The following is a 19,920-nucleotide window of genomic DNA, read 5'->3' as shown; positions in this document are numbered from 1 at the left end:
TAAATAAATAGAAATTTGTTTTATTTTTAAAAAAATGTTAAATGGCTTTATTTGATGTCTTTTTATCTGCTGAAATATGATATAATGCCGCTTTTGTGATGTGCTCCGCTACAGCAGAACCACTGATATCAAGGGGTTTGTTACATCGTATGCCATAAAAAAACATCTGGCCTTTGTGAAAGGTCAGATGTAGTATTTTAAAGATATTGCTGAATCAAATTCATATTGCTCGTGTTCAGTTTATATTGGAAAACAGGACGTCCTATTGTCCCATATGCCATTTCAACATCCACCACTTCGATATCCTCAAGGAATTTCAAGTATTTTCTAATGGAGACTTGAGAGATTTCTGTATGATTGGCTAGGTCTTCGGTTGTGAAAGCCTGCTGGCCAAATGATTGAATGCTTGTCCAGATGAGTTTAAGTGTGCTTTTGGTCAGTCCTTTTGGCAAGAGGACTTTTTCCGCCTCTGCTTTTTTATGAAAAAGCTTCGCATCTAAATCATTTTGCGAAATGCTGTTCATGGATTGATACAGGGCGTGTTTCCGTTTATACTCTGCAAGTGCTGATTGGAATCGTTCGAACTCAAACGGCTTAATTAAATAATCAACTGCTCCGTTTCGCATCGTTTGCTGTACAACATCGACTTCATTTGCAGCCGAAATGACAATGACATCAACGGCATGATTCTGCTGGCGAATTTCTGTTAGTAGTGCCAGTCCATTTTGTCCAGGCATATAAATATCGAGCAGTACGAGGTGAATGACTTCTGTTTTTAACATTTCAAGTGCCTGCTGAAACGAGGTGGCAATCCCCTTTAACTCAAAGCCGTCGATTTGGGTCAGGTAGCGTTTGTTCAGCTCCCCAACCATTGGATCATCTTCTACTATTAACACATTAATCATGTGAATCCTCCTTTTGTTTATACGGAATGCGGAGACTAAAGGTCGTTCCTTCTCCTTTTTCACTCGTGACAATCATATGTCCGTTCAATTTCTTGATGCTTTGGTCAACGAAGTAGAGTCCGAATCCTCGGTCTTCTCCTTTAGTTGAAAAGCCTTGATCAAACATGATGTCTTGTTCTTCTTTCGTTAGACCAACACCTGTGTCCGTGATTTCAATGTGAAGCTGCTCATGGACGTATCTGAAGGAGATCGAGATGTTTTTCGTGTCAGTATGTGAAACAGCATCGAGTGCGTTATTTAACAAGTTGCCAATCACGGTAATGAGATCATGCGTCACTGCCGGGTCCTCCGTATTTGGCACTTGTGTGCTGCAAATAACCTCTAAGGCAGCGCCTTGTTCCCTGATATAGCTTTGTTTTCCTAGTAAAAATCCTGCTAAAACAGAGTTTTTCACATGGTTGATGATTTCATTTGTTTCCGTTTGCTGATAAATTGCAATATCTTTGATGTAGGTGCCAAGATCATCGTAGTTTTTGAGCTGGACCAAACCTAAAATGACATGCAGCTTGTTCATAAATTCATGGGACTGGGCACGGAGCGCATTCGCATACATTTTGACCCCGCTAAGCTGCTCAGCCAGATGTTTCACTTCTGTTTTGTCACGGAAGGTGGCGATGGCTCCGACAATTTCACCTTTTACCGTAATTGGCACTTCATTAAAGACGAGCTCCAGTCCATTCATTCTCACGTCACGATCAAGCAGCGGCTTGCGTGTTTCAATGACCTGTTTTAAGCCGCTTGAAGGGAGGAGAGTTTGCACATCTTGTTCTCTAGGATCAACCATAATGCCCATATTATGAAAGAGCCGTTTGGCCTCTGCATTAGCCAGTTTGATTTTACCGTGCTGATCGACGGCCAAAATTCCTTCTTTTGTTGATTCTAGCATGGCACTTCGTTCTTTTAACAATGTGGCGATCTCATCCGGCTCAAGTCCAAACATAATCTTCTTCACTTTTCTTGCCACAATGAGTGCTCCGATGATGCCAGATAGAAGGCTGAGTGATGTGACGAAGTAGAGTGGAAGTAAGCTTTGATGAATAATCAAGTCAATTTCCTTTAACGTAATTCCTACGGCTACAGCCCCGAGCTGCTTACCATTTTGATCATAAACAGGAACAAAAGCACGCATGGATCTGCCGAGTGTTCCAGAAGCCGTACTAATATGTTCTTTTCCCTGTAATGCTGCTTTTTCATCACCGCCGGCAAACCGCTTACCAATTTTCTGCGGATTCGGGTGTGTTTTGCGGATACCGTTCATATCCATGACGACAACGAATTCGGTTTTGGTGATTTGCTGAACACTTGTTGTATATTTTCGTAATGCGGAATATGAATGATCTTCTAATGATTTTGCTGTAATCGGTGCCTCTGCGACCATTTTGGCAGTAGAGAGAGCAATGTCACGTTCCTGCTGATGGATGTTCTTGGCTGTTTCCGACCATATCGTAAAGAATGTGATACAAAGGGAGATCAGGACAACGATGCACACAAAGATCGTCAGCCGTGTTTGCAGTCTTAAAGTTTTTTTCACGAGTATACCCCTAACGCACGATTTTTTCGTAACAGTAATACTTTAACGGGAAAATGTAAGTTTGTGAAGGAATGTACGTGCAAAATCATAAATTTGATTTTGCTGTCAGTTTACTTTGAAAGCATCTTGTCAATCCGTTTTAAGTGAGCCATAATAAATGTGAGCTTATGAGAAAGGATCTATTTATGAAAAATACATATTTGACTGGATATTTTCCGCTGATTTCAATTTTACTATTCAGCTCTGCTTTTTCGATTTTCACAGTAGGTATCACGACTGATTTCTTGACTCAAGCAGGCATTTTAAAAGGAATGCTGGAATTTTTCTCAGAACAGGGCATTCGTCTTGCTCTCTTTGCTGCTTTTGCACTTGTTTATTTTATGATCTTATCTGCCTTAAAACTGATTGCAGATACGGTATTAGAGCTGGCGTTACTCTTTTTCGCTAAGGATCCTGAAGGGGAGAACTTAAAGAAAATTCGGATTGCATCCGTTGTTTATTTATTTGCCAGCTTGCTAGCTTTTCTGTTGACGCAGCAGCTCATTCTGCTAGTCGGACTTTTTGCATTAGCAAGTCTTGTCTATTTTATCTGGGTTGTGGTTCGCATTTATCAATCGCTTTCTATGCTGAATTTGATTGGATTTATGATGTTTATTCTGCTGTTTTGGGCGACGTTTTTGATCGGTATTTTGTATTTATTTATTAAGCTTTATAACAGTGTGATGGCAAGTCTGCCTTCATAAGCAGACAAAGAAAGCATCCTCCAATAATGGAGGATGCTTTCAGCGTTTAGACAAACCCTTGCATTCGTTGTCAGTTCTGCGCGCCGATGCTCACGAATGTTAAATTTGCTCCGCTTCGGTGCTCGTCCTTCCTAGACTGCAAAGGTTTTCAGGTCACGCTGAAAAGAAGAAAAAGAGCTAAAATAAAGATCATTTTAGCTCTTTTTCAACAATCTGAGCATCCTCCAATGATGGAGGATGCTTTTTTTATGAAAGAAACCGTTTTTGAATATCGGGTGTAGGCATCATACAAGATGTTTTTTGACCAAACCATTTGTAGCGATTTTTTGCTATCAACTGATAAAACCAATCACGGATTGGGCGAGGTATGGCAAGGAGTAAAAAGCTCCATCTGTATATCCCTTTTAAATGCCGCGCGGCTTTTAAGATGCCTGTCGACTTCGTATAAAGGGTCCCTTTTTCAATATAAATAAATGAATTGAACTCATCTAAAGGCAAACCGTTTTCCTTTAAAATACGCTGCCCTGTATCTGATTGTAAGGAAGCGAACATCATCCGTTCATTCGGATCGCGCTTAATCACAAACTGAACAGCGCCGCTGCACACGTTGCAGACACCGTCAAATAAGATTAAATGGGGTGGATGTGTTGAATGCATCGCAATCAAACCTCCTGTTTATCTGGCGTATTGCATCGTATTTTTCCAAATACGTAAGTGCGGGCTTGAATGATAAATCGATTCCACCGTTCCTCTATCTCTTCCAACCCAGACACCCATTGTGTACTGATCTGTCAGTCCCACAAACCAAATATCTTTGTAGTCATTGGATGTCCCTGTTTTACCACCGATGTAAGGGGCGTTGAAATTCGCTTTTTTCCCTGTCCCACTCTTCACAACAGAGGTAAGCAGCTTACGCATCGTTTCATTTGTTCGCTGAGAATATACTTGCTTTGGCGACTCTTTCCACTTGTAAAGGGTCTTACCGTTTAAGTCTGTCACTTTTGTGATCGAATGACTTTGTGTGTAGGCTCCTTGGTTGCCAAAGACGGTATATGCATCTGTTATTTCTAGCGGTGAGAAGCCTTTCGTAAATCCGCCAAGTGCAGAAGGAAGGCGGTAATCATCCGCTACGATATGCTGGAATGAGAACTTCTCTAAATAGCTGAAGCCTTTTTTGACACCTACTGTATCCAGCATTCGGATCGCAGGGGTATTGTAAGAATTTTTAAAGGCTGTTTCAAGTGTGACTGTTCCATACGTTTTATGATTATAGTTCTGCGGACAGTATCCACTGCTGCAAAACTTGCCGGCACTGATGGTGCTTGAAGCCGTTGCACCGGTTTGATCAATATAAGGCGCATAGTCTAAAAGCGGCTTAATCGCAGAACCAGGCTGTCTTTGCGCTTGATAAGCGTAGTTAAAATCAAATTTCTTATAGTTTTTCCCGCCAGCAAGTGCAACAATTTGATGCGTTTCATGATTAATGACGGCTGATCCGCCTTCCACACCTTGATAAGGCAATTGAGCATTGAGCTGATAGACGGCTCTTTGCTGTAAGGAAGGATCAAGCGCCGTATAAATTTTCACACCATCCTGGAGCAGGGCACTGACCTTTTCAGATAATTCCTTTTGAATCGCCTTTTTCGCTTCAGCTGTTTTGGCTTTCTTCAATCGTTTTGTAAAGCCCTCCTGATCAGACACAAGATCGGTAAACTCTTCATTGGCATATGTCACATAGTCAGGGTATAGGTTTTTCTTTTCACTTAAAGAAAGGCTGATTTTTTCTTTGACGGCTTTTTTGTATTGTTTTTTGGTGATGACGCCATCTTTCTTCAAAATACCAAGCAGTCGTTCTTGGCGTTTCTTTGTGTGCTTGAACTGTTTTAATGGGTCATACAGTGTTGGGTTGTTTGGAATAGCAGAGATAAATGCCATTTGGGCAAGTGTTAAAGAACTAAGTGGCTTATCAAAATAGTAATTAGCCGCAGAACCGACACCGTAAACACCATTACTGAAATAAATCGTATTTAAATAGCTTTCGAGAATTTCATCCTTCGAGAATTTTCGCTCAAGTTCATAGGAATAGAGCAGCTCCGTAAACTTTCGGCTGAACGAACGTTCATGGCTTAAATATAAGTTGCGGGACAGCTGCTGTGTGATCGTACTCGCTCCTTGGCTGATGCCATGGTTTTTGACATTTGCAGCAAGGGCACGAACAACTCCCATAAAGTCAATTCCCTTATGGTCATAGAAGTTGCGGTCCTCTGAACGAAGGAACAGCTCCTTCACAGGTTCAGGAATGTTATCGTATTTCACGAACACTCGGTTCTCATCGTTTGAGACGATCTCGGAGATAAGAGAACCATCCCGGTCATACATATAACTGTTTTGGGAAAAATCTATCTTTTCCAGCTTGATTTTTTGATCAAGCACTTCGTTAACAGGCTTTACACTTGCAGCTTCTTCCTTTGATAGATAAAAAGTCAGAGCAAATAATGGGATGAGGGCAGCAAGTAATAACCAACCAATGATTGCACGAAACATGAGGTCACTCACTTTCTTCAATTTTCTAGCCATATCGTACCATTCTTTTGCGGATACGAGAAGGTTATTTTTAGAAAAGAAAGGGCGTGAAGTCTAGTGAATCAGGCTTTTCCGCAAGAAAAAAGAGTATCTGAAGATGATCAGACACTCCTTTCCTTTGTTTTCGCATGTGAGCGGACCGCCCATAAAAATAACGCGCCAAACAGAAAAATGCCGGCAGTGACATAAAAGACAGCTGGAATCCCGTAATGACTCGCCACAATGCCGCCGATTACCGGACCGACGACATTCCCAAGAAAGCGGAAGCTGACATTGTATCCGAGCACTTCTCCTTGCATAGAAGCAGGTGCTTTAATCCGGATATACGCCGTCGTACACGGAATAATTCCGCCAAGTGCCATCCCGTATAGGAAACGGAAAATGACTAACATGACGTACGAATCCGCCATCGCTTGCGGGATGAATAAAATAGAGGAGAGGATGAGAAGGGCAAGCAGCACCTTGTCATGACCAATTCGATCTCCGAGATCTCCCCATTTTCGCGTAAACAGCAAATTGCCAAGTCCAGTTGCAGAAAAAGCAAGCCCCGCATAAAAAGCGAGATTGACAGGACCATGTAAATCATGAATGTATAAAGCCAAAAGCGGCTGAATGCTAAAGTTCCCTACTTGTGTAATAAATGTTAAAAGCATCGTGACGACAAGCAAAGGCTGTTTGAAAATGTGAAAGAGTACATCCTTCCGTGAGTAAGAAACACGCTTTGCTTCTTTTGACCGGATCGGCTGTTCTTTCACTCCGAAGATAATCACAATAGCTGACACATAAATGACAGCCGCTGTCAGGAAAAACGTATAAATAAATCCGACGCTGTCTGCCATGAATCCACCCATTAATGGACCAAACAATCCTCCGGCAACATTACTCATCTGCATCGTTCCAAGGGTTTTACCGGCAGTTGCCTTTTCGGTCTGTGCAGAAATCAGTGCCATTGAAGTCGAGATAAAGCCTGTGACAAGCCCCATGAAGAGCCTTAGTGCGAATAGCTGATACACAGTGTGCACAAGCCCCATTAGTAGAATACTTGTGGCGATGCCAATTCCGTTAATTAATAAAATCTTTTTATAGCCATGCCGGTCGCCAATCCGCCCCCAAATCGGAGAGATCAGGAAGGCCGTTAAAAACGTGACCCCAAAGACATAGCCGCTCCATCTTTGAACAAATTCATTTGAATAGCTGCTATCAAGAGATTCTATGTAAAGTGATAAAAAAGGGACGATCATTGTAATGCTCGCAGATACAAAAAAGTTCACAAACCACATGATGTACAAGTTTTTCTTCCTGTTTGTGATAGAGATCACCTTCTTTATTTATTTCGTGTTCCTTAATAATTATAAAGGAAAATAAACGATCTTTCATCAGATGAATAGGTTGGGCATAGTGAATCTGCATTATTTTCACAAAAATGAAGTGATTTCAAGGTCCGTCTTAATATAATGGTATGAGAATGAAAAGCTGACGAAAAAGTGAGGTGAAAACTGGTGGAACAGAAGACGGTGCTTGTGGTCGATTTTGAATTTACGATGCCTGATGGAAAATATCATCCGCAAAATTTTTTTCCTGAAATTATTGAAGCTGGGGTAGTGAAAGCAGCAGATGAAACGATCATAGACACATTCTCTAGCTACGTCAAACCGAAAAAGTTCCCGAAGCTGACGAAGCGCTGTAAATCTTTCCTCGGAATTACGCAGGAGGATGTAGAGAGCGGAATTTCATTTGAGGAATTTATCGAGAAGCTCGTGTCACTTGATGGGGGAGAGAATTGTGAAATTATTACGTGGGGCAACATGGACATGAAGGTATTGAAGCAAAATTGTATGCTCAATCACATTGCCTTTCCTTTTAAGGGGAAGCTGAGGGACCTGGCCTTTGAATATAAAACCTTTTTTGGTGACCGCACACTGACAGGGCTTCGAAAAGCAGCAAAGGAATACGGCAGTGAAGGAGCTGGTAAGCATCATAAAGCACTCGATGATGCCATGACGACTTATCAGCTGTTCACCCTTTTTGAAAAAGATAGAGCCTATGTGGAAAATCCGCAAACAACCAAAATTGGTGAGCTGATCGATTTCTCACATTTTTTTGATTCGGCTGATTAGCGGCGGACGTCTTCTGGAAAATAATCTTTCTCAAGAGAAGATAGGCATGCTCTTGATTTTTCAGCCCATTTGGAATCATCCGCACGGAGTGCTTGTTTCAATTTATCTACAGCTTCTTTCAGTGTCTCTTCATAATCAGGGATATCGCCATCATAAGGCTTCACCATATGATGAGGGATATTTGTCTGTTCTTTATAGGCCAAAGCCCGCCTTTCTTGGAAAAAAGGCACGTCTGCTTCTTTCGGATGATGCAGGTCGCCTTGAGTGGGATGTGTCAGAACGGCTTTTACTTGAACGAGATAGGTCGATGGTTTCACTGCTGTCACTTCCCCAACGTATACACCTGTTTTATAAAAACCTTTCACAACTTGTCCAATTTGAATGTCTGTCATGTGAAATTCCTCCATTTCCTTCTCATAGGAAGGTATTTCATTTCTTTTAGCCAATATAGTGAAGTAAACGAGCAAAAGGGGGAATGGCGAGATGTCATTCATCGTACTTTTTCTACTATATTTTCCTGAAGATAAAAGGGAGTACATCCCAGCGGCTATCACCACGGTGATTTTCTTTATTGCTGCGTTTATTTGTTTTCGTCTCATCGTTCGTGCGTCTAAGAAGCAGGAGCGGATAGATGAAAAAAGAACAAAAAAAATGGATTAATCATTTTCTTCTTGTATCTTCAGGAAATTTCACGGTGACGGTTGTTCCAGACTGCAGCGAGCTTTTGAAACGAATCGTTCCATGGTGATTTTCAATAATTGAAAAAGTCACTGTCAGCCCAAGTCCAGTCCCTTTATTTTTAAGTGTGTAATAGGGTTCGCCGAGTTTTTTCATCTGACTTTCTGTCATACCTACACCGTTATCAACGAAATAAAGGCAGATTTTATGATTTTCTTTTGAAGCAAAAAGTTCAATTTTCCCTTCATGTTCAGGAGCTGCTTCAATTGCATTTTTGATTAAATTAATCATGACTTGCTTGATCTTCGTTACGTCACCTTGAATGTATAAGTCAGGTTCAATGGATTGATGAATCGTGACCGATTTAAAATTCGCATAGGATGTCATCAGTGATGCACATTCCTCAAGTAATTTAGAGAGATTAAGAGATTCAATTTGATAATAGTTTTGTTTTGCAATGTCAAGATAACTCGTGATAATGTCCTGCGCCCGGTCTAACTCGGACAGAACGAGATTTTTATAATCTTTATTGGCAGGTGGCTCTTTTGTATGATCACTCGAAAAGAGCAATTGAATAAAGCCTCTCACAACTGTCAGCGGATTGCGTACTTCATGGGCAACGCTTGCAGCAAGTTCACTTACAATGGTCAGTTTTTCTGACTGGACAAGCTGCGATCTCATTTCCGCATTTTCCTTAACGAATTCAATGGAATAGATACTGAGCACAAGAAAGAATATGTAGTAAAGAGTTGAGAAAAATAACTCAAGGAGCTTTTGCTGCATAATAAAAGCTGGGCTGTATGCCATTAAGCTGACCGCAAGCAGTCCAATGTAAATAAAGAATCCTTTGGATAAACCGATAAGCACTCCGTAAAACAGCTTATTTGGCTTCGAATATTGATGCCATTTTCGGTAGAACAGGAATGGGATAAAAAAGTAAATTGGGACAACGATGAGTCCAATCCATAAGAAAGAGCCGTACATCACGAATTTGACAATGATGCTTATCAAGATGGCAACGATCCCCGCCATGTATCCTCCGTATAAAATAGCAAGCACAAGGGGAATGGATTGAAGCCCAGTCTGCAAATCTAAAATCGAACCAACTGGATACATAATACATAGTGCTGAAGAGATGGATGCGAATACTGTGATGAGCAGTTTATTCGTTTTTGGGAAATGAGCAGGGGTCCGGCTTAACCATAGCGCATGATATAAAAAGATTGGAAATAGAATAAAAGATACATGGAGCAGAAAATCCTTGAACATTTCCATTTAAATGCTCTCCTCGTAAATAATTGTAATTCCTCTCATTATATCATTTCATGTACAAAGTAGATATGATAAAAGGAGGGTTTTTTTCTTTAAAAAGAACACCCGTTAGGATGTTCTCAGATTGTTGACAAAGGGCTAAAATGATCTTGATTTTAGCCCTTTGTCTTCTTTTTTTCAGCGTGTTAGAAAACCTTTGAAATCTAGGAAGGACAGTTACTTTTGCAGAGCGAATTTGACATTCGTGAGCACCAGCACGCAGGACTGACAAAGAATGCGAGGGTTTGTCTACACGCTGAGAACACCCGTTAGGATGTTCTTTCTATCGTATAGGTCTTATTCAGCTGATAGCGTGAACGCTTGGTGGAGACGTTGCAGTCCATCTCTGACTGTTGCAGCAGGACAGCCGAGATTCATCCGAATAAAGCCGTCTCCTTCGTGTCCGTACACGTGGCCAAGCTCTAGGATCACTTTCCCTTTTTTCAGCAGATTCCGTTTCAATTCCGCTTGACTGAATTGATAATCCCGAATGTCCAGCCACAATAAATAAGAAGCATCTGGTTTCATATAACGCATATTTGGAAGATTTTCGTCGATATAGTCCATCGCCGTCTTCATATTGCCTTCGAGATAAAGAACAAGGGCATCAAGCCACTCATCCCCGTGTCGGTATGCAGCTTCCATCGCTGGAATCGCAAAGGCATTCAGTTTGGACAGTCCGTTTCTTTGCACTTCATTGTTGAAAAGGGTTCTTTTTTCTTCATCTGAAATGATAATAGCAGAGGCCTGGAGCCCCGCTAGATTAAAGGTTTTACTCGGCGCAATACACGTTACCGTGATATGTGCAATGTCGTCAGAAAGGCTGGCGAAGGGCACATGCTGCTTTCCGTAAAGCATCAAATCCGAGTGAATCTCATCTGAAACGACTGTGACTCCATGTTTTACACATAGGTCTCCGACTCGCTTTAATTCTTCTTTTGACCATGCTCTTCCGGACGGATTATGCGGATGGCAAAGGAACATGAGCTTTGCTTGTGGTCTGCTCAGTTTTTTCTCTAAATCATCAAAATCCATCATATAGCGGTTGTTTTCTATTTTTAAAGGATTGGTTGAGACTGTACGTCCATTTCGCTCAATCATTTGATAAAAAGGTGTATACACTGGTGACTGTATAACTACTTCGTCGTGCGGTGCTGTAAAGGCTTGAACAGCAAAACTAAGTGCCGTTACGATTCCTGGTGTGAAGGTGACGGCATCTGTCTGGATTGTCCATCCATGTCTTCTTTTGAGCCAGCCAGCGACTGCCTGCTGCGTATCCTGATCCTGAAATGCATAGCCAAACACACCGTGATCTAATCGCTCTTTCAATGCATCAAGGACGACCTGCGGTGCTTTAAAATCCATATCGGCCACCCACATCGGAAGGGCATCTGTTGTCAGGAACAAAGACTCTGCCTGATCCCATTTCACTGATTTTGAACCTTTACGTATGATCTGTTCGTCGAAATTCATGAAACCCACCTCTAGCTGTTTTTCAACCATTCTTGGTTGTGCTAAAATAAACATCACAAAATTTATTATAAGCGGTGATACCGATGAAAGATAGTCAAGCTGTAGAAGAGATGATTCAATTCATTAAGGCATGGGACCCTTTTCATTATGGAGAGGATTTTTATGAAACGGAGCCTGCTGACGTCATCAGTGCATTATACGACGCAGAAGACCCGTTATCTTTAGCAAAAGAGATTCAAGCCATCTACCATCACTCATTTGAACAGCTTCTTCCGATAGAGAGCTGTCAGCATATAGCAAATCAGCTTTTTGTCATACGAGACAGCAGCTCCTGTTCACGCTAAGACAGGCTGAAATGTCCGATTTGATCAGACACAAAGACCGGATTTTCCTCAGGAATGAGGTGCCCGGTTTTTTTTAATGCATGTAAGGTCGAATTTGGCAGATCTTTGTGCAGTCTTTCGCCTATTTGAATGGGAACGATTCGATCTTCCTCGCCCCAAATGAGCAGCACGGGTGTTTCCATTTTCTTTAAAACGTCCGAGGTTAAATCTCCTTCCCGGTGCCGAATCAAACGAAATATCCCCCGAAAGATTTGATCATCTGAAAATGGCTTTAAATATCCGTCGACCATCTCTTGATCAATGATGGAATGATCATGCACAACAGCCGTTAAATTTTTCATAATGCCCTGCTTTAAAAGCTTTCTTTTTAGATACAGATAAAAATAAGGAATATATGTGCTGTAAACAAGTGATCTTTTTGACTTATTCAAATAGCCTGAGCTGCACAATAGAACCGCCTTTTCAAATAGATCCGGCCGTTCAGTAGCAGCGTATAAGGCGATTTGTCCGCCCATTGAATGGCCCACTAGAATTGCATGCTGAATCTGTAAATAACCAGCTAGCTCTATAATAATTTTCCCCATGTTGCGATAGCTGTAAATAAACGTATTCGACTTCTCGGACTGTCCAAATGGCGGCAGATCAATCGCAATTAAATTGAAGTCCTGTTTCAGAAGCGGGATGAGCTTTCGATAGCTGAAGGTAGAAGAGAAGAGACCGTGAATTAAGATCAATGTCTTCTTGCCTTCATTTGGATAGTGCTCGTAATAGATATCTAAACCGAATGCACTTTTCATATAAGCTGGCTGAACAATGTCCACATTCTTCACTCCGATACTTGATACTCTCTCTGTTAGGTGACTGTATTGTACCCTAAAAAGTGGATTTTAAGCTATCATTAGAATCTTTTCCCTGCTTAGCATAATGGGAAAAACGTGCTATAATGTTCAGAAGATTTTTTAAAACTAGCTTTTATAATCTGAGGTGTGAAATCAAATGAAACTAACAGAAAAAGAAACTGAAATATTAGAGATTTTAGATGAAAACAGCCGCGCCGATTTAAATACAATTGCAAAAATGGCAGGCGTGACAACAGAAGAAGCCGAAGCCATCATTCAAAAACTTGAAGATCAAAAAGTTATTATTGATTATTCAACCATGATTGACTGGCGAAAAGTGGATGGTCATGAAGGCGTTACAGCAATGATTGATGTAAAAGTGACACCAAAAAGAGGCGTCGGATTTGATGAAATTGCTGAACGGATTTATCGGTTTCAGGAAGTGGAGTCTGTCTATCTCATGTCAGGTGTTTACGATCTTTCCGTTGTGATCCGCGGAAGATCAATGTCTGATATTGCCCGCTTCGTATCTGAAAAATTATCGACACTTGATTCCGTTGTTTCAACAACTACCCACTTTATTTTGAAAAGATATAAACATGATGGGAAAGTGTTTGAAACAGGAGACGATGACAAAAGAATCGTGGTGTCTCCTTAAATGAAAAAGTCTTATTTATCTGAAACGGTACAAAGCATTCAGCCGTCAGGTATTCGGAAATTCTTTGATTTGGCTGCCACAATGGAAGGGGTTATCTCCCTTGGTGTCGGCGAGCCGGATTTCGTGACAGCTTGGAATGTCAGAGAAGCAAGTATTATGTCATTAGAACAAGGGCTGACCTCTTATACGGCGAATGCAGGCTTAATTTCTTTGCGAAAAGAACTGAGCCACTATTTATATAAGCGGTTTCACATTGATTACAGTCCAGAAGAAGAACTCATTATTACAGTTGGCGGAAGCCAGGCACTTGATTTGGCCTTTCGTGCGATTTTAAACAGCGGGGATGAAGTGATCATTCCAGAGCCTTGTTTCGTAGCATACGGGGCCCTTACGACACTAGCAGGCGGAGTGCCTGTCTATTTAAGTACAACCGCTGAAAAAGATTTCAAAGCAGATTCTGCTGATCTTCGCACAAAGCTGACGCCGAAGACAAAAGCCATTTTGCTTTGCTCGCCATCAAATCCGACTGGGTCTGTTTATTCAAAGGAAGAGCTTGAAGATATTGCTCAATTTGCGAAAGAGCATGACCTGCTCATTATTACGGATGAGATTTATGCAGAGCTGACGTACGATGAAGCTTTTACAAGCGTCGCAGCTATTCAAGATATGAAGGAAAGAACGATCTTGATTTCAGGCTTTTCCAAAGGGTTTGCCATGACGGGCTGGCGTTTAGGATATGTGGCCGCACCACCTGTACTGCGGGATGCCATGCTGAAAATACATCAATATTCTATGATGTGCGCACCGGCGATGGCACAATATGCGGCAGAAGAAGCATTAAAAAATGGGCTTGAAGATGTAGAGAAAATGAAGAAAAGCTACAGAAGACGCCGTAATTTGTTTGTCGGGTCCCTGAATGAACTAGGACTCACATGCCATCAGCCAAACGGAGCGTTTTACGCGTTCCCATCGATTAAAAGCACAGGCATGACATCAGAACAATTTGCTGAGGAGCTGCTCCTAAGTGAAAAAGTCGCTGTTGTTCCTGGGAATGTATTCGGACCGAGCGGTGAGGGTCATATCCGCTGTTCATATGCTTCGTCACTTGATCATCTTCAGGAATCACTTTCAAGAATTCAGCGCTTTTTGCAGGCTCGACAAGTGAAGGAAGAAGCATCAGCCATATTAAAATAAAAAAAGGCATCAATCCAAATGGACTCATGCCTCACAAATTAGGGGGGAATACTAGAAAGCATTCTTGTTTTCAGGTATTCCCCCTTTTGTTCTCATCTAAACCCATTTAAAAAATATTTTGCGTAACTGCCCGTTCTGTGATATAGTTTTTAATTGCGTATAAACGAATATTAAAACATTTATTTAGGAGTTGTTATCATGGCGACAAAGTTTGAAGTAGGCAGTGTTTACACTGGTAAAGTAACAGGATTACAAGCGTATGGTGCGTTTGTTGCATTAGATGAAGAAACTCAAGGACTTGTGCATATTTCTGAAGTAACACATGGCTTTGTAAAAGACATCAACGAGCACCTTTCAATTGGTGACGAAGTACAAGTAAAAGTTCTTTCTGTTGATGAAAATGCAGGTAAAATCAGCCTTTCTATCCGTGCGACACAAGAAGCACCTGAAAGAAAAGAAAGCAAACCAAAGAAACAAAGACCACAGCAAGTGAAAGAAGAAGCTGCTGCACCACAAGGTTTCAATACGCTTAAAGATAAACTTGAAGAGTGGATTGAGCAATCAAACCGTAAAGACCTTATCAAGAAATAATAAAAAAGCACCGCTTCAAACGGTGCCTTAGATTGTAGACAAAGGGCTAAAATGATCTTGATTTTAGCCCTTTGTCTTTTTTTTCAGCGTGATAGAAAACCTTTGAAGTCTAGGAATGGCGGGCACTGGAGCGAATTTAGAATTCGTGAGCACCAGCGCGCAGACCTGACAAAGAATGCGAGGGTTTGTCTACACGCTGAGGCTGCCTCATGTAGGCAGCCTTTTTTATGTCCTTTTATTTAACGAACTTCTGGGTTCGGCTCGTCACGGCGAACAGCTTCTTCGCTTGGTTTGAACAACAGACCAAGGTTGACAAGACCTGCAATTCCAACAAGACCATAAATAATACGTGATAATGCAGAACCTTGTCCGCCAAAGATCGCTGCTACTAAGTCAAATTGAAAAAAGCCGATTAGTCCCCAGTTAATAGCACCGATAATCGTGAGCACGAGGGCAATACGCTGAATAGCACTCATCGTGATTCCTCCTTTCGCTACAGCATCAATACATTTATATTTTGCAGATTTTTAGCCAAACTATGCGTAAGAAAATGGATGAAAGCAAATTACTTTACTTTTGGAATGAATGAGGCGCATAATGTAGCGCGAGGAGGAGATCACATGGATCGATTTACTTATTGGAACCCAACGAAATTAATTTTTGGAAAGGGAGAAGTATCAGCCCTTTCAGATGAACTCAAACACTACGGAAAAAACGTATTACTTGTATATGGTGGAGGCAGTATTAAACGAAACGGCCTTTATGACCAAGTTGTCAGCATCCTAAAAGAATCAGGAGCTGCAATCACTGAACTTGCTGGTGTAGAGCCTAACCCGCGCTTAACAACAGTAAGAAAAGGGGTAGAGCTTTGCAAAGAGAACAACATTGATTTTATTTTGGCAGTTGGCGGCGGCAGTGTCATTGATGCCACAAAAGCAATCGCAGCTGGTGCGAAGTACGATGGAGATGCTTGGGATATCGTGACACGCAAACACGTCCCAATGGAAGCTATTCCGTTCGGTACAGTGTTAACACTTGCGGCAACAGGCTCTGAAATGAACTCAGGATCAGTTATCACAAACTGGGAAACAAATGAGAAGTATGGCTGGGGAAGTCCAGCAGTTTTCCCGAAATTCTCTATTCTTGATCCAGTTAACACATTCACTGTGCCTAAAAACCATACGATTTATGGCATGGTTGACATGATGTCACATGTGTTCGAACAATATTTCCATCACACAGAAAATACACCTTATCAAGATCGTATGTGTGAAGGACTTCTTCGCACTGTCATTGAAACGGCACCGAAGTTGATCAACGATCTAGAGAACTACGAGCTGCGTGAAACGATTTTATTCACTGGCACAATTGCACTTAATGGCATGCTTTCAATGGGGGCACGTGGTGACTGGGCATCTCATAACATTGAGCATGCAGTATCTGCTGTCTATGATATTCCTCATGCAGGCGGTCTTGCGATCTTGTTCCCGAACTGGATGAAACATGTGATTCAAGAAAACCCAGGCCGTTTTAAACAATTAGCGGTGCGTGTATTCGATGTAGATCCTGCGGGCAAAACAGACGAAGAAGTTGGCTTAGAAGGAATCGACAAGCTGTCAGCTTTCTGGACAAGTCTTGGTGCACCAAGCCGTTTGGCGGATTATGACATCAACGATGAGAAAATTGATTTAATTGCAGACCGTGCAATGGCACGCGGTGAATTTGGTCAATTTAAAAAGCTGAACAAAGAAGATGTTTTAGCCATTTTGAACGCTTCTTTATAATTGAACAACAAAGGGATAGCTGCTTGCGGGCAGTTATCTTTTTTTGAGTTCATCGTGTACATATGTTACAGTAGTCTTTCATGTTTTTGGATATATTCGTTGTAAGGAGATGTTTCAACAGATGGAGAATTTTATTTACTATAATCCAACAAAATTGATGTTTGGAAAAGGACAGTTAGAAGGACTCAAAAGCGAACTCGCTCGTTATGGAAAACGAGTGTTACTTGTATATGGTGGCGGCAGCATTAAGAAAAATGGTCTTTATGACAAAGTCATCAGTGCGTTAAAAGAAGCAGATGCTGAAGTATTTGAGCTGTCTGGCGTTGAACCAAACCCGCGCCTCACAACAGTGAAAAAGGGAATTGATATCTGCCAAAAGGAGAACATTGATTTCTTATTAGCCGTTGGCGGCGGCAGTGTGATCGACTGTACAAAAGCGATAGCAGCCGGAGCAGAGTATGACGGTGATGTGTGGGATATTATTTCAAAGAAAACAACCGCTCAAAAAGCGCTGCCGTTTGGCACAGTGCTGACACTTGCAGCAACTGGTTCAGAAATGAACCCGGATTCAGTCATCACAAACTGGGAAACGAATGAAAAATATGTGTGGGGCAGCTCTGTCACTCACCCTGCTTTTTCAATTCTAGACCCTGAGCATACGTATTCTGTGCCAGAAAACCAGACGGTGTATGGTATGGTCGATATGATGAGCCACGTTTTTGAGCAATACTTCCATAATGTGAAAAACACGCCTTTACAGGACCGGATGTGTTTTGCTGTTCTTCAAACGGTCATCGAGACAGCACCAAAACTACTGGAAGACTTACAAAACTATGAGCATCGTGAAACGATTCTCTATGCAGGAACGATTGCTTTAAATGGCACGCTGCAAATGGGTTACTTTGGCGACTGGGCGTCCCATACGATTGAGCATGCTGTATCGGCTGTCTATGACATTCCGCATGCAGGTGGGCTTGCTATTCTCTTCCCAAACTGGATGCGCCACACGCTCGATCATAATGTGGAACGCTTTAAAAACCTTATGCTGAACATGTTTGACATCGAAACAGAAGGAAAATCAGATCGTGACATCGCATTAGAAGGAATCGACAAACTGTCAGCTTTCTGGACTAGCCTTGGTGCACCAAGCCGTTTAGCTGATTATGACATTGGTGAGGATCAGCTGGACAAAATTGCCGACATTGCAGCAAAAGAAATGGAATACGGTGGTTTTGGAAACTTTATGAAACTTAACCGTGATGATATTCTAGCGATTTTGAAAGCTTCTTTATAATCCAGATTGCCGCTTTTCATCCAGAGAAGCGGCTTTTTGCTATGCCAGTGACGATCACTTGATTTCAATAGCTAGTTCCGCTAAAGTGAAAGGGACAGAACTAACGTAATGGAGGGCTTACAAGCGATGACACATATTCAATTTGACTACTCGAAAGCGTTACCTTTCTTTCAAGAACATGAGCTTACATATTTAAAAGATTTTGTGAAGGTAGCCCATCATAATATTCATGAACAAACGGGTGCAGGCAGTGACTATTTAGGCTGGGTGGACTTGCCGAAGCAATATGACCGCGAAGAGTTTGCCCGCATTAAAAAAAGTGCAGACAAAATTAAGTCTGACTCTGACGTCCTGCTCGTCGTGGGAATCGGCGGGTCATATCTAGGTGCACGTGCGGCGATTGAATTTTTGAACCATTCTTTCTATAACACTTTGCCAAAAGGCAAGCGCAAGACACCGCAAATCATTTTTATTGGAAACAACATCAGTTCTTCTTATTTAACAGATGTGATGGATCTATTGGAAGATGCAGATTTCTCCATTAATGTGATTTCAAAATCTGGTACAACAACAGAGCCAGCCATTGCGTTCCGCATCTTTAAAAAGCTCCTCATTGAAAAATACGGTGCTGAAGAAGCGAAAAAACGTATTTATGCGACAACTGACAAGGCACGCGGTGCATTAAAAACATTAGCAACTGAAGAAGGCTACGAATCATTTATCATCCCTGATGATGTTGGTGGACGCTATTCTGTATTAACAGCAGTCGGTCTTTTGCCAATCGCTGTGAGCGGTGCAGACATTGATCAGATGATGGAAGGTGCGGCAAAAGCAAGCGAAGACTTCGCTTCATCTGAGCTTTCTGAAAATGCGGCTTATCAATATGCTGTCGTCCGCAATGTCCTTTACAATAAAGGCAGAACGATTGAAATGCTGATTAACTATGAGCCAGGCCTGCAATATTTCGCAGAATGGTGGAAGCAATTATTTGGTGAAAGTGAAGGGAAAGATGAAAAAGGAATCTATCCTTCATCTGCTAACTTCTCAACAGATCTTCATTCACTTGGTCAATATGTTCAAGAAGGAAGAAGAGACTTGTTTGAAACAATCGTGAATGTAGACAAGCCTCGACATGAGCTTGTGATTGAAGCAGAAGAACAAGACCTTGATGGCTTGAACTACCTAGCAGGAAAAACGGTTGATTTCGTCAATAAAAAAGCATTTGAAGGAACGATGCTTGCCCATACAGATGGAAAAGTACCGAATCTCATCGTGACAATTCCTGAGATGGATGCTTATACATTCGGATACCTTGTTTACTTCTTTGAGAAAGCATGTGCGATGTCTGGATATTTACTAGGCGTCAACCCATTCGATCAGCCTGGAGTAGAAGCTTATAAAGTAAATATGTTTGCTTTACTAGGAAAACCAGGCTTCGAAGAGAAAAAAGCAGAGCTTGAAAGCCGCCTGAAACAATCATAAGAATGAAAAAGCACACCTTTTCATAAGGGTGTGCCTTTTTTATTTTCTTCATGTTCCTGTGCAAGCTTTCCTATGTTCTGTACATAGAATAATGAATGGAGGAGGGTGAAAAATGAGGACGAATCATATTTATATTCATGATATTTCTGGCCAGGCAATCGTGAACTTTGGCAATGTCGGACGCATTTGTTCTAAAAGTGCTACGAAGGAAACAGCAGGTTCCGGCAGTGATAACGAGACGAATCAATCAACCAATCAAAGCTTATTTGATGCCGCGTTTACAAACAATGTACAAATCACGAGAGGCAAATGTATGAATTCCTCTCTTTAACG

General features: G+C 41.5%; 21 protein-coding genes. 11 read left to right on the top strand and 10 right to left on the bottom strand.

From position 1 onward, the window contains the following. Positions 1-197: 197 nt before the first annotated feature. Together MHB67_RS14495 and malK are read right to left on the bottom strand one after the other, a co-directional pair. Positions 198-905, bottom strand: coding sequence for a response regulator (locus MHB67_RS14495; RefSeq protein WP_024425934.1), 708 nt, complete (start codon positions 903-905; stop codon positions 198-200). Next, positions 898-2,496, bottom strand: a complete 1,599-nt coding sequence (gene malK / locus MHB67_RS14490; protein ID WP_342492595.1) for a malate sensor histidine kinase MalK — start codon at positions 2,494-2,496, stop codon at positions 898-900. Before malK ends, MHB67_RS14495 begins: the two co-directional genes overlap by 8 nt. Positions 2,497-2,681: 185 nt before the next feature. Between malK and MHB67_RS14485 the strand changes: the two genes are divergently transcribed. Continuing rightward, the gene (locus tag MHB67_RS14485) at positions 2,682-3,239 is read left to right on the top strand and encodes a YufK family protein (RefSeq protein ID WP_024423305.1); all 558 of its coding nucleotides are present in this window, start codon (positions 2,682-2,684) and stop codon (positions 3,237-3,239) included. Positions 3,240-3,485: 246 nt separating this feature from the next. On the opposite strand, the gene MHB67_RS14480 is transcribed toward MHB67_RS14485, so the two are convergent. The 3 genes from MHB67_RS14480 to MHB67_RS14470 all read right to left on the bottom strand — a co-directional run bounded on the left by MHB67_RS14480 (position 3,486) and on the right by MHB67_RS14470 (position 7,102). Next, entirely contained in the window at positions 3,486-3,896 is a 411-nt protein-coding gene (locus MHB67_RS14480; protein ID WP_024423304.1) for a thiol-disulfide oxidoreductase DCC family protein, read from the bottom strand. A gap of 18 nt (positions 3,897-3,914) precedes the next feature. Beyond that, complete coding sequence (locus tag MHB67_RS14475; protein WP_051170126.1) at positions 3,915-5,816, bottom strand: transglycosylase domain-containing protein; 1,902 nt, start codon at positions 5,814-5,816, stop codon at positions 3,915-3,917. Positions 5,817-5,923: 107 nt separating this feature from the next. After that, positions 5,924-7,102, bottom strand: a complete 1,179-nt coding sequence (locus tag MHB67_RS14470) for an MFS transporter (protein WP_220396324.1) — start codon at positions 7,100-7,102, stop codon at positions 5,924-5,926. A gap of 219 nt (positions 7,103-7,321) precedes the next feature. On the opposite strand from MHB67_RS14470, the gene kapD reads away from it, so the two are divergent. Then, positions 7,322-7,939, top strand: a complete 618-nt coding sequence (gene kapD / locus MHB67_RS14465; RefSeq protein WP_044332456.1) for a 3'-5' exonuclease KapD — start codon at positions 7,322-7,324, stop codon at positions 7,937-7,939. Here the strand turns inward: kapD and MHB67_RS14460 are convergent. Further along, positions 7,936-8,331 (bottom strand): kinase-associated lipoprotein B, encoded by a 396-nt coding sequence (locus MHB67_RS14460; RefSeq protein ID WP_342492594.1) that lies wholly within the window; start codon positions 8,329-8,331, stop codon positions 7,936-7,938. The genes kapD and MHB67_RS14460 overlap by 4 nt on opposite strands. Positions 8,332-8,422: 91 nt before the next feature. Between MHB67_RS14460 and MHB67_RS14455 the strand changes: the two genes are divergently transcribed. Continuing rightward, complete coding sequence (locus tag MHB67_RS14455; RefSeq protein WP_162860193.1) at positions 8,423-8,599, top strand: hypothetical protein; 177 nt, start codon at positions 8,423-8,425, stop codon at positions 8,597-8,599. Here MHB67_RS14455 and MHB67_RS14450 read toward each other — a convergent pair whose 3' ends face one another. Both MHB67_RS14450 and MHB67_RS14445 read right to left on the bottom strand, forming a co-directional pair. Next, positions 8,600-9,892 carry a HAMP domain-containing sensor histidine kinase gene (locus MHB67_RS14450; RefSeq protein ID WP_075621907.1) on the bottom strand — a complete coding sequence of 431 codons (1,293 nt, stop codon included), beginning with the start codon at positions 9,890-9,892 and terminating at the stop codon, positions 8,600-8,602. A 333-nt stretch (positions 9,893-10,225) separates the two neighbouring features. Beyond that, on the bottom strand, positions 10,226-11,401 hold the full coding sequence (locus tag MHB67_RS14445; protein ID WP_122632096.1) for a MalY/PatB family protein: 1,176 nt from the start codon (positions 11,399-11,401) through the stop codon (positions 10,226-10,228). Positions 11,402-11,484: 83 nt separating this feature from the next. On the opposite strand from MHB67_RS14445, the gene MHB67_RS14440 reads away from it, so the two are divergent. Next, positions 11,485-11,745 carry a YugE family protein gene (locus tag MHB67_RS14440; RefSeq protein WP_024423298.1) on the top strand — a complete coding sequence of 87 codons (261 nt, stop codon included), beginning with the start codon at positions 11,485-11,487 and terminating at the stop codon, positions 11,743-11,745. On the opposite strand, the gene MHB67_RS14435 is transcribed toward MHB67_RS14440, so the two are convergent. Further along, the gene (locus MHB67_RS14435) at positions 11,742-12,566 is read right to left on the bottom strand and encodes an alpha/beta hydrolase (RefSeq protein ID WP_044332465.1); all 825 of its coding nucleotides are present in this window, start codon (positions 12,564-12,566) and stop codon (positions 11,742-11,744) included. The two genes, MHB67_RS14440 and MHB67_RS14435, sit on opposite strands and share 4 nt — an antisense overlap. Positions 12,567-12,741: 175 nt before the next feature. Between MHB67_RS14435 and MHB67_RS14430 the strand changes: the two genes are divergently transcribed. The 3 genes from MHB67_RS14430 (at position 12,742) to yugI (ending at position 15,027) form a co-directional block, all read left to right on the top strand. After that, positions 12,742-13,242 (top strand): Lrp/AsnC family transcriptional regulator, encoded by a 501-nt coding sequence (locus MHB67_RS14430; protein WP_003213765.1) that lies wholly within the window; start codon positions 12,742-12,744, stop codon positions 13,240-13,242. Beyond that, positions 13,243-14,436, top strand: coding sequence for an aminotransferase (locus tag MHB67_RS14425; RefSeq protein ID WP_024423296.1), 1,194 nt, complete (start codon positions 13,243-13,245; stop codon positions 14,434-14,436). 198 nt (positions 14,437-14,634) lie between these two features. Next, positions 14,635-15,027 carry a S1 domain-containing post-transcriptional regulator GSP13 gene (gene yugI / locus MHB67_RS14420; RefSeq protein WP_008345795.1) on the top strand — a complete coding sequence of 131 codons (393 nt, stop codon included), beginning with the start codon at positions 14,635-14,637 and terminating at the stop codon, positions 15,025-15,027. A gap of 239 nt (positions 15,028-15,266) precedes the next feature. Here yugI and MHB67_RS14415 read toward each other — a convergent pair whose 3' ends face one another. Next, positions 15,267-15,503, bottom strand: a complete 237-nt coding sequence (locus tag MHB67_RS14415) for a DUF378 domain-containing protein (protein ID WP_003212952.1) — start codon at positions 15,501-15,503, stop codon at positions 15,267-15,269. Between the two features lie 144 nt (positions 15,504-15,647). On the opposite strand from MHB67_RS14415, the gene MHB67_RS14410 reads away from it, so the two are divergent. The 4 genes from MHB67_RS14410 (at position 15,648) to MHB67_RS14395 (ending at position 19,918) form a co-directional block, all read left to right on the top strand. Continuing rightward, on the top strand, positions 15,648-16,811 hold the full coding sequence (locus tag MHB67_RS14410) for an iron-containing alcohol dehydrogenase (protein WP_024423295.1): 1,164 nt from the start codon (positions 15,648-15,650) through the stop codon (positions 16,809-16,811). A 121-nt stretch (positions 16,812-16,932) separates the two neighbouring features. After that, complete coding sequence (locus MHB67_RS14405) at positions 16,933-18,105, top strand: iron-containing alcohol dehydrogenase (RefSeq protein ID WP_024423294.1); 1,173 nt, start codon at positions 16,933-16,935, stop codon at positions 18,103-18,105. Positions 18,106-18,231: 126 nt separating this feature from the next. Next, complete coding sequence (locus tag MHB67_RS14400; RefSeq protein WP_024423293.1) at positions 18,232-19,587, top strand: glucose-6-phosphate isomerase; 1,356 nt, start codon at positions 18,232-18,234, stop codon at positions 19,585-19,587. A gap of 112 nt (positions 19,588-19,699) precedes the next feature. After that, positions 19,700-19,918, top strand: coding sequence for a spore germination protein (locus tag MHB67_RS14395; protein ID WP_024423292.1), 219 nt, complete (start codon positions 19,700-19,702; stop codon positions 19,916-19,918). The last annotated feature ends 2 nt before the right edge of the window (positions 19,919-19,920 follow it).

The sequence above is a fragment of the Bacillus sp. FSL H8-0516 genome (assembly GCF_038635285.1).
In the GTDB taxonomy this organism is placed as follows: Bacteria; Bacillota; Bacilli; order Bacillales; family Bacillaceae; genus Bacillus; species Bacillus safensis.
The sequence above is the reverse complement of the archived record's forward strand: the minus strand, read 5'-3'. Positions and strand labels throughout refer to the sequence as shown.

Bases quoted from the DNA above. Each gene is read 5' to 3' on its own strand.
- MHB67_RS14450 (WP_075621907.1), bottom strand. From the start codon at position 9,892: ATGGAAATGTTCAAGGATTTTCTGCTCCATGTATCTTTTATTCTATTT.
- MHB67_RS14470 (WP_220396324.1), bottom strand. From the start codon at position 7,102: ATGTGGTTTGTGAACTTTTTTGTATCTGCGAGCATTACAATGATCGTC.
- yugI (WP_008345795.1), top strand. From the start codon at position 14,635: ATGGCGACAAAGTTTGAAGTAGGCAGTGTTTACACTGGTAAAGTAACA.
- MHB67_RS14485 (WP_024423305.1), top strand. From the start codon at position 2,682: ATGAAAAATACATATTTGACTGGATATTTTCCGCTGATTTCAATTTTA.
- MHB67_RS14415 (WP_003212952.1), bottom strand. From the start codon at position 15,503: ATGAGTGCTATTCAGCGTATTGCCCTCGTGCTCACGATTATCGGTGCT.
- MHB67_RS14395 (WP_024423292.1), top strand. From the start codon at position 19,700: ATGAGGACGAATCATATTTATATTCATGATATTTCTGGCCAGGCAATC.
- MHB67_RS14410 (WP_024423295.1), top strand. From the start codon at position 15,648: ATGGATCGATTTACTTATTGGAACCCAACGAAATTAATTTTTGGAAAG.
- MHB67_RS14430 (WP_003213765.1), top strand. From the start codon at position 12,742: ATGAAACTAACAGAAAAAGAAACTGAAATATTAGAGATTTTAGATGAA.
- MHB67_RS14400 (WP_024423293.1), top strand. From the start codon at position 18,232: ATGACACATATTCAATTTGACTACTCGAAAGCGTTACCTTTCTTTCAA.
- MHB67_RS14495 (WP_024425934.1), bottom strand. From the start codon at position 905: ATGATTAATGTGTTAATAGTAGAAGATGATCCAATGGTTGGGGAGCTG.
- MHB67_RS14425 (WP_024423296.1), top strand. From the start codon at position 13,243: ATGAAAAAGTCTTATTTATCTGAAACGGTACAAAGCATTCAGCCGTCA.
- MHB67_RS14445 (WP_122632096.1), bottom strand. From the start codon at position 11,401: ATGAATTTCGACGAACAGATCATACGTAAAGGTTCAAAATCAGTGAAA.
- MHB67_RS14480 (WP_024423304.1), bottom strand. From the start codon at position 3,896: ATGCATTCAACACATCCACCCCATTTAATCTTATTTGACGGTGTCTGC.
- MHB67_RS14405 (WP_024423294.1), top strand. From the start codon at position 16,933: ATGGAGAATTTTATTTACTATAATCCAACAAAATTGATGTTTGGAAAA.
- MHB67_RS14475 (WP_051170126.1), bottom strand. From the start codon at position 5,816: ATGGCTAGAAAATTGAAGAAAGTGAGTGACCTCATGTTTCGTGCAATC.
- MHB67_RS14440 (WP_024423298.1), top strand. From the start codon at position 11,485: ATGAAAGATAGTCAAGCTGTAGAAGAGATGATTCAATTCATTAAGGCA.
- MHB67_RS14460 (WP_342492594.1), bottom strand. From the start codon at position 8,331: ATGACAGACATTCAAATTGGACAAGTTGTGAAAGGTTTTTATAAAACA.
- MHB67_RS14455 (WP_162860193.1), top strand. From the start codon at position 8,423: ATGTCATTCATCGTACTTTTTCTACTATATTTTCCTGAAGATAAAAGG.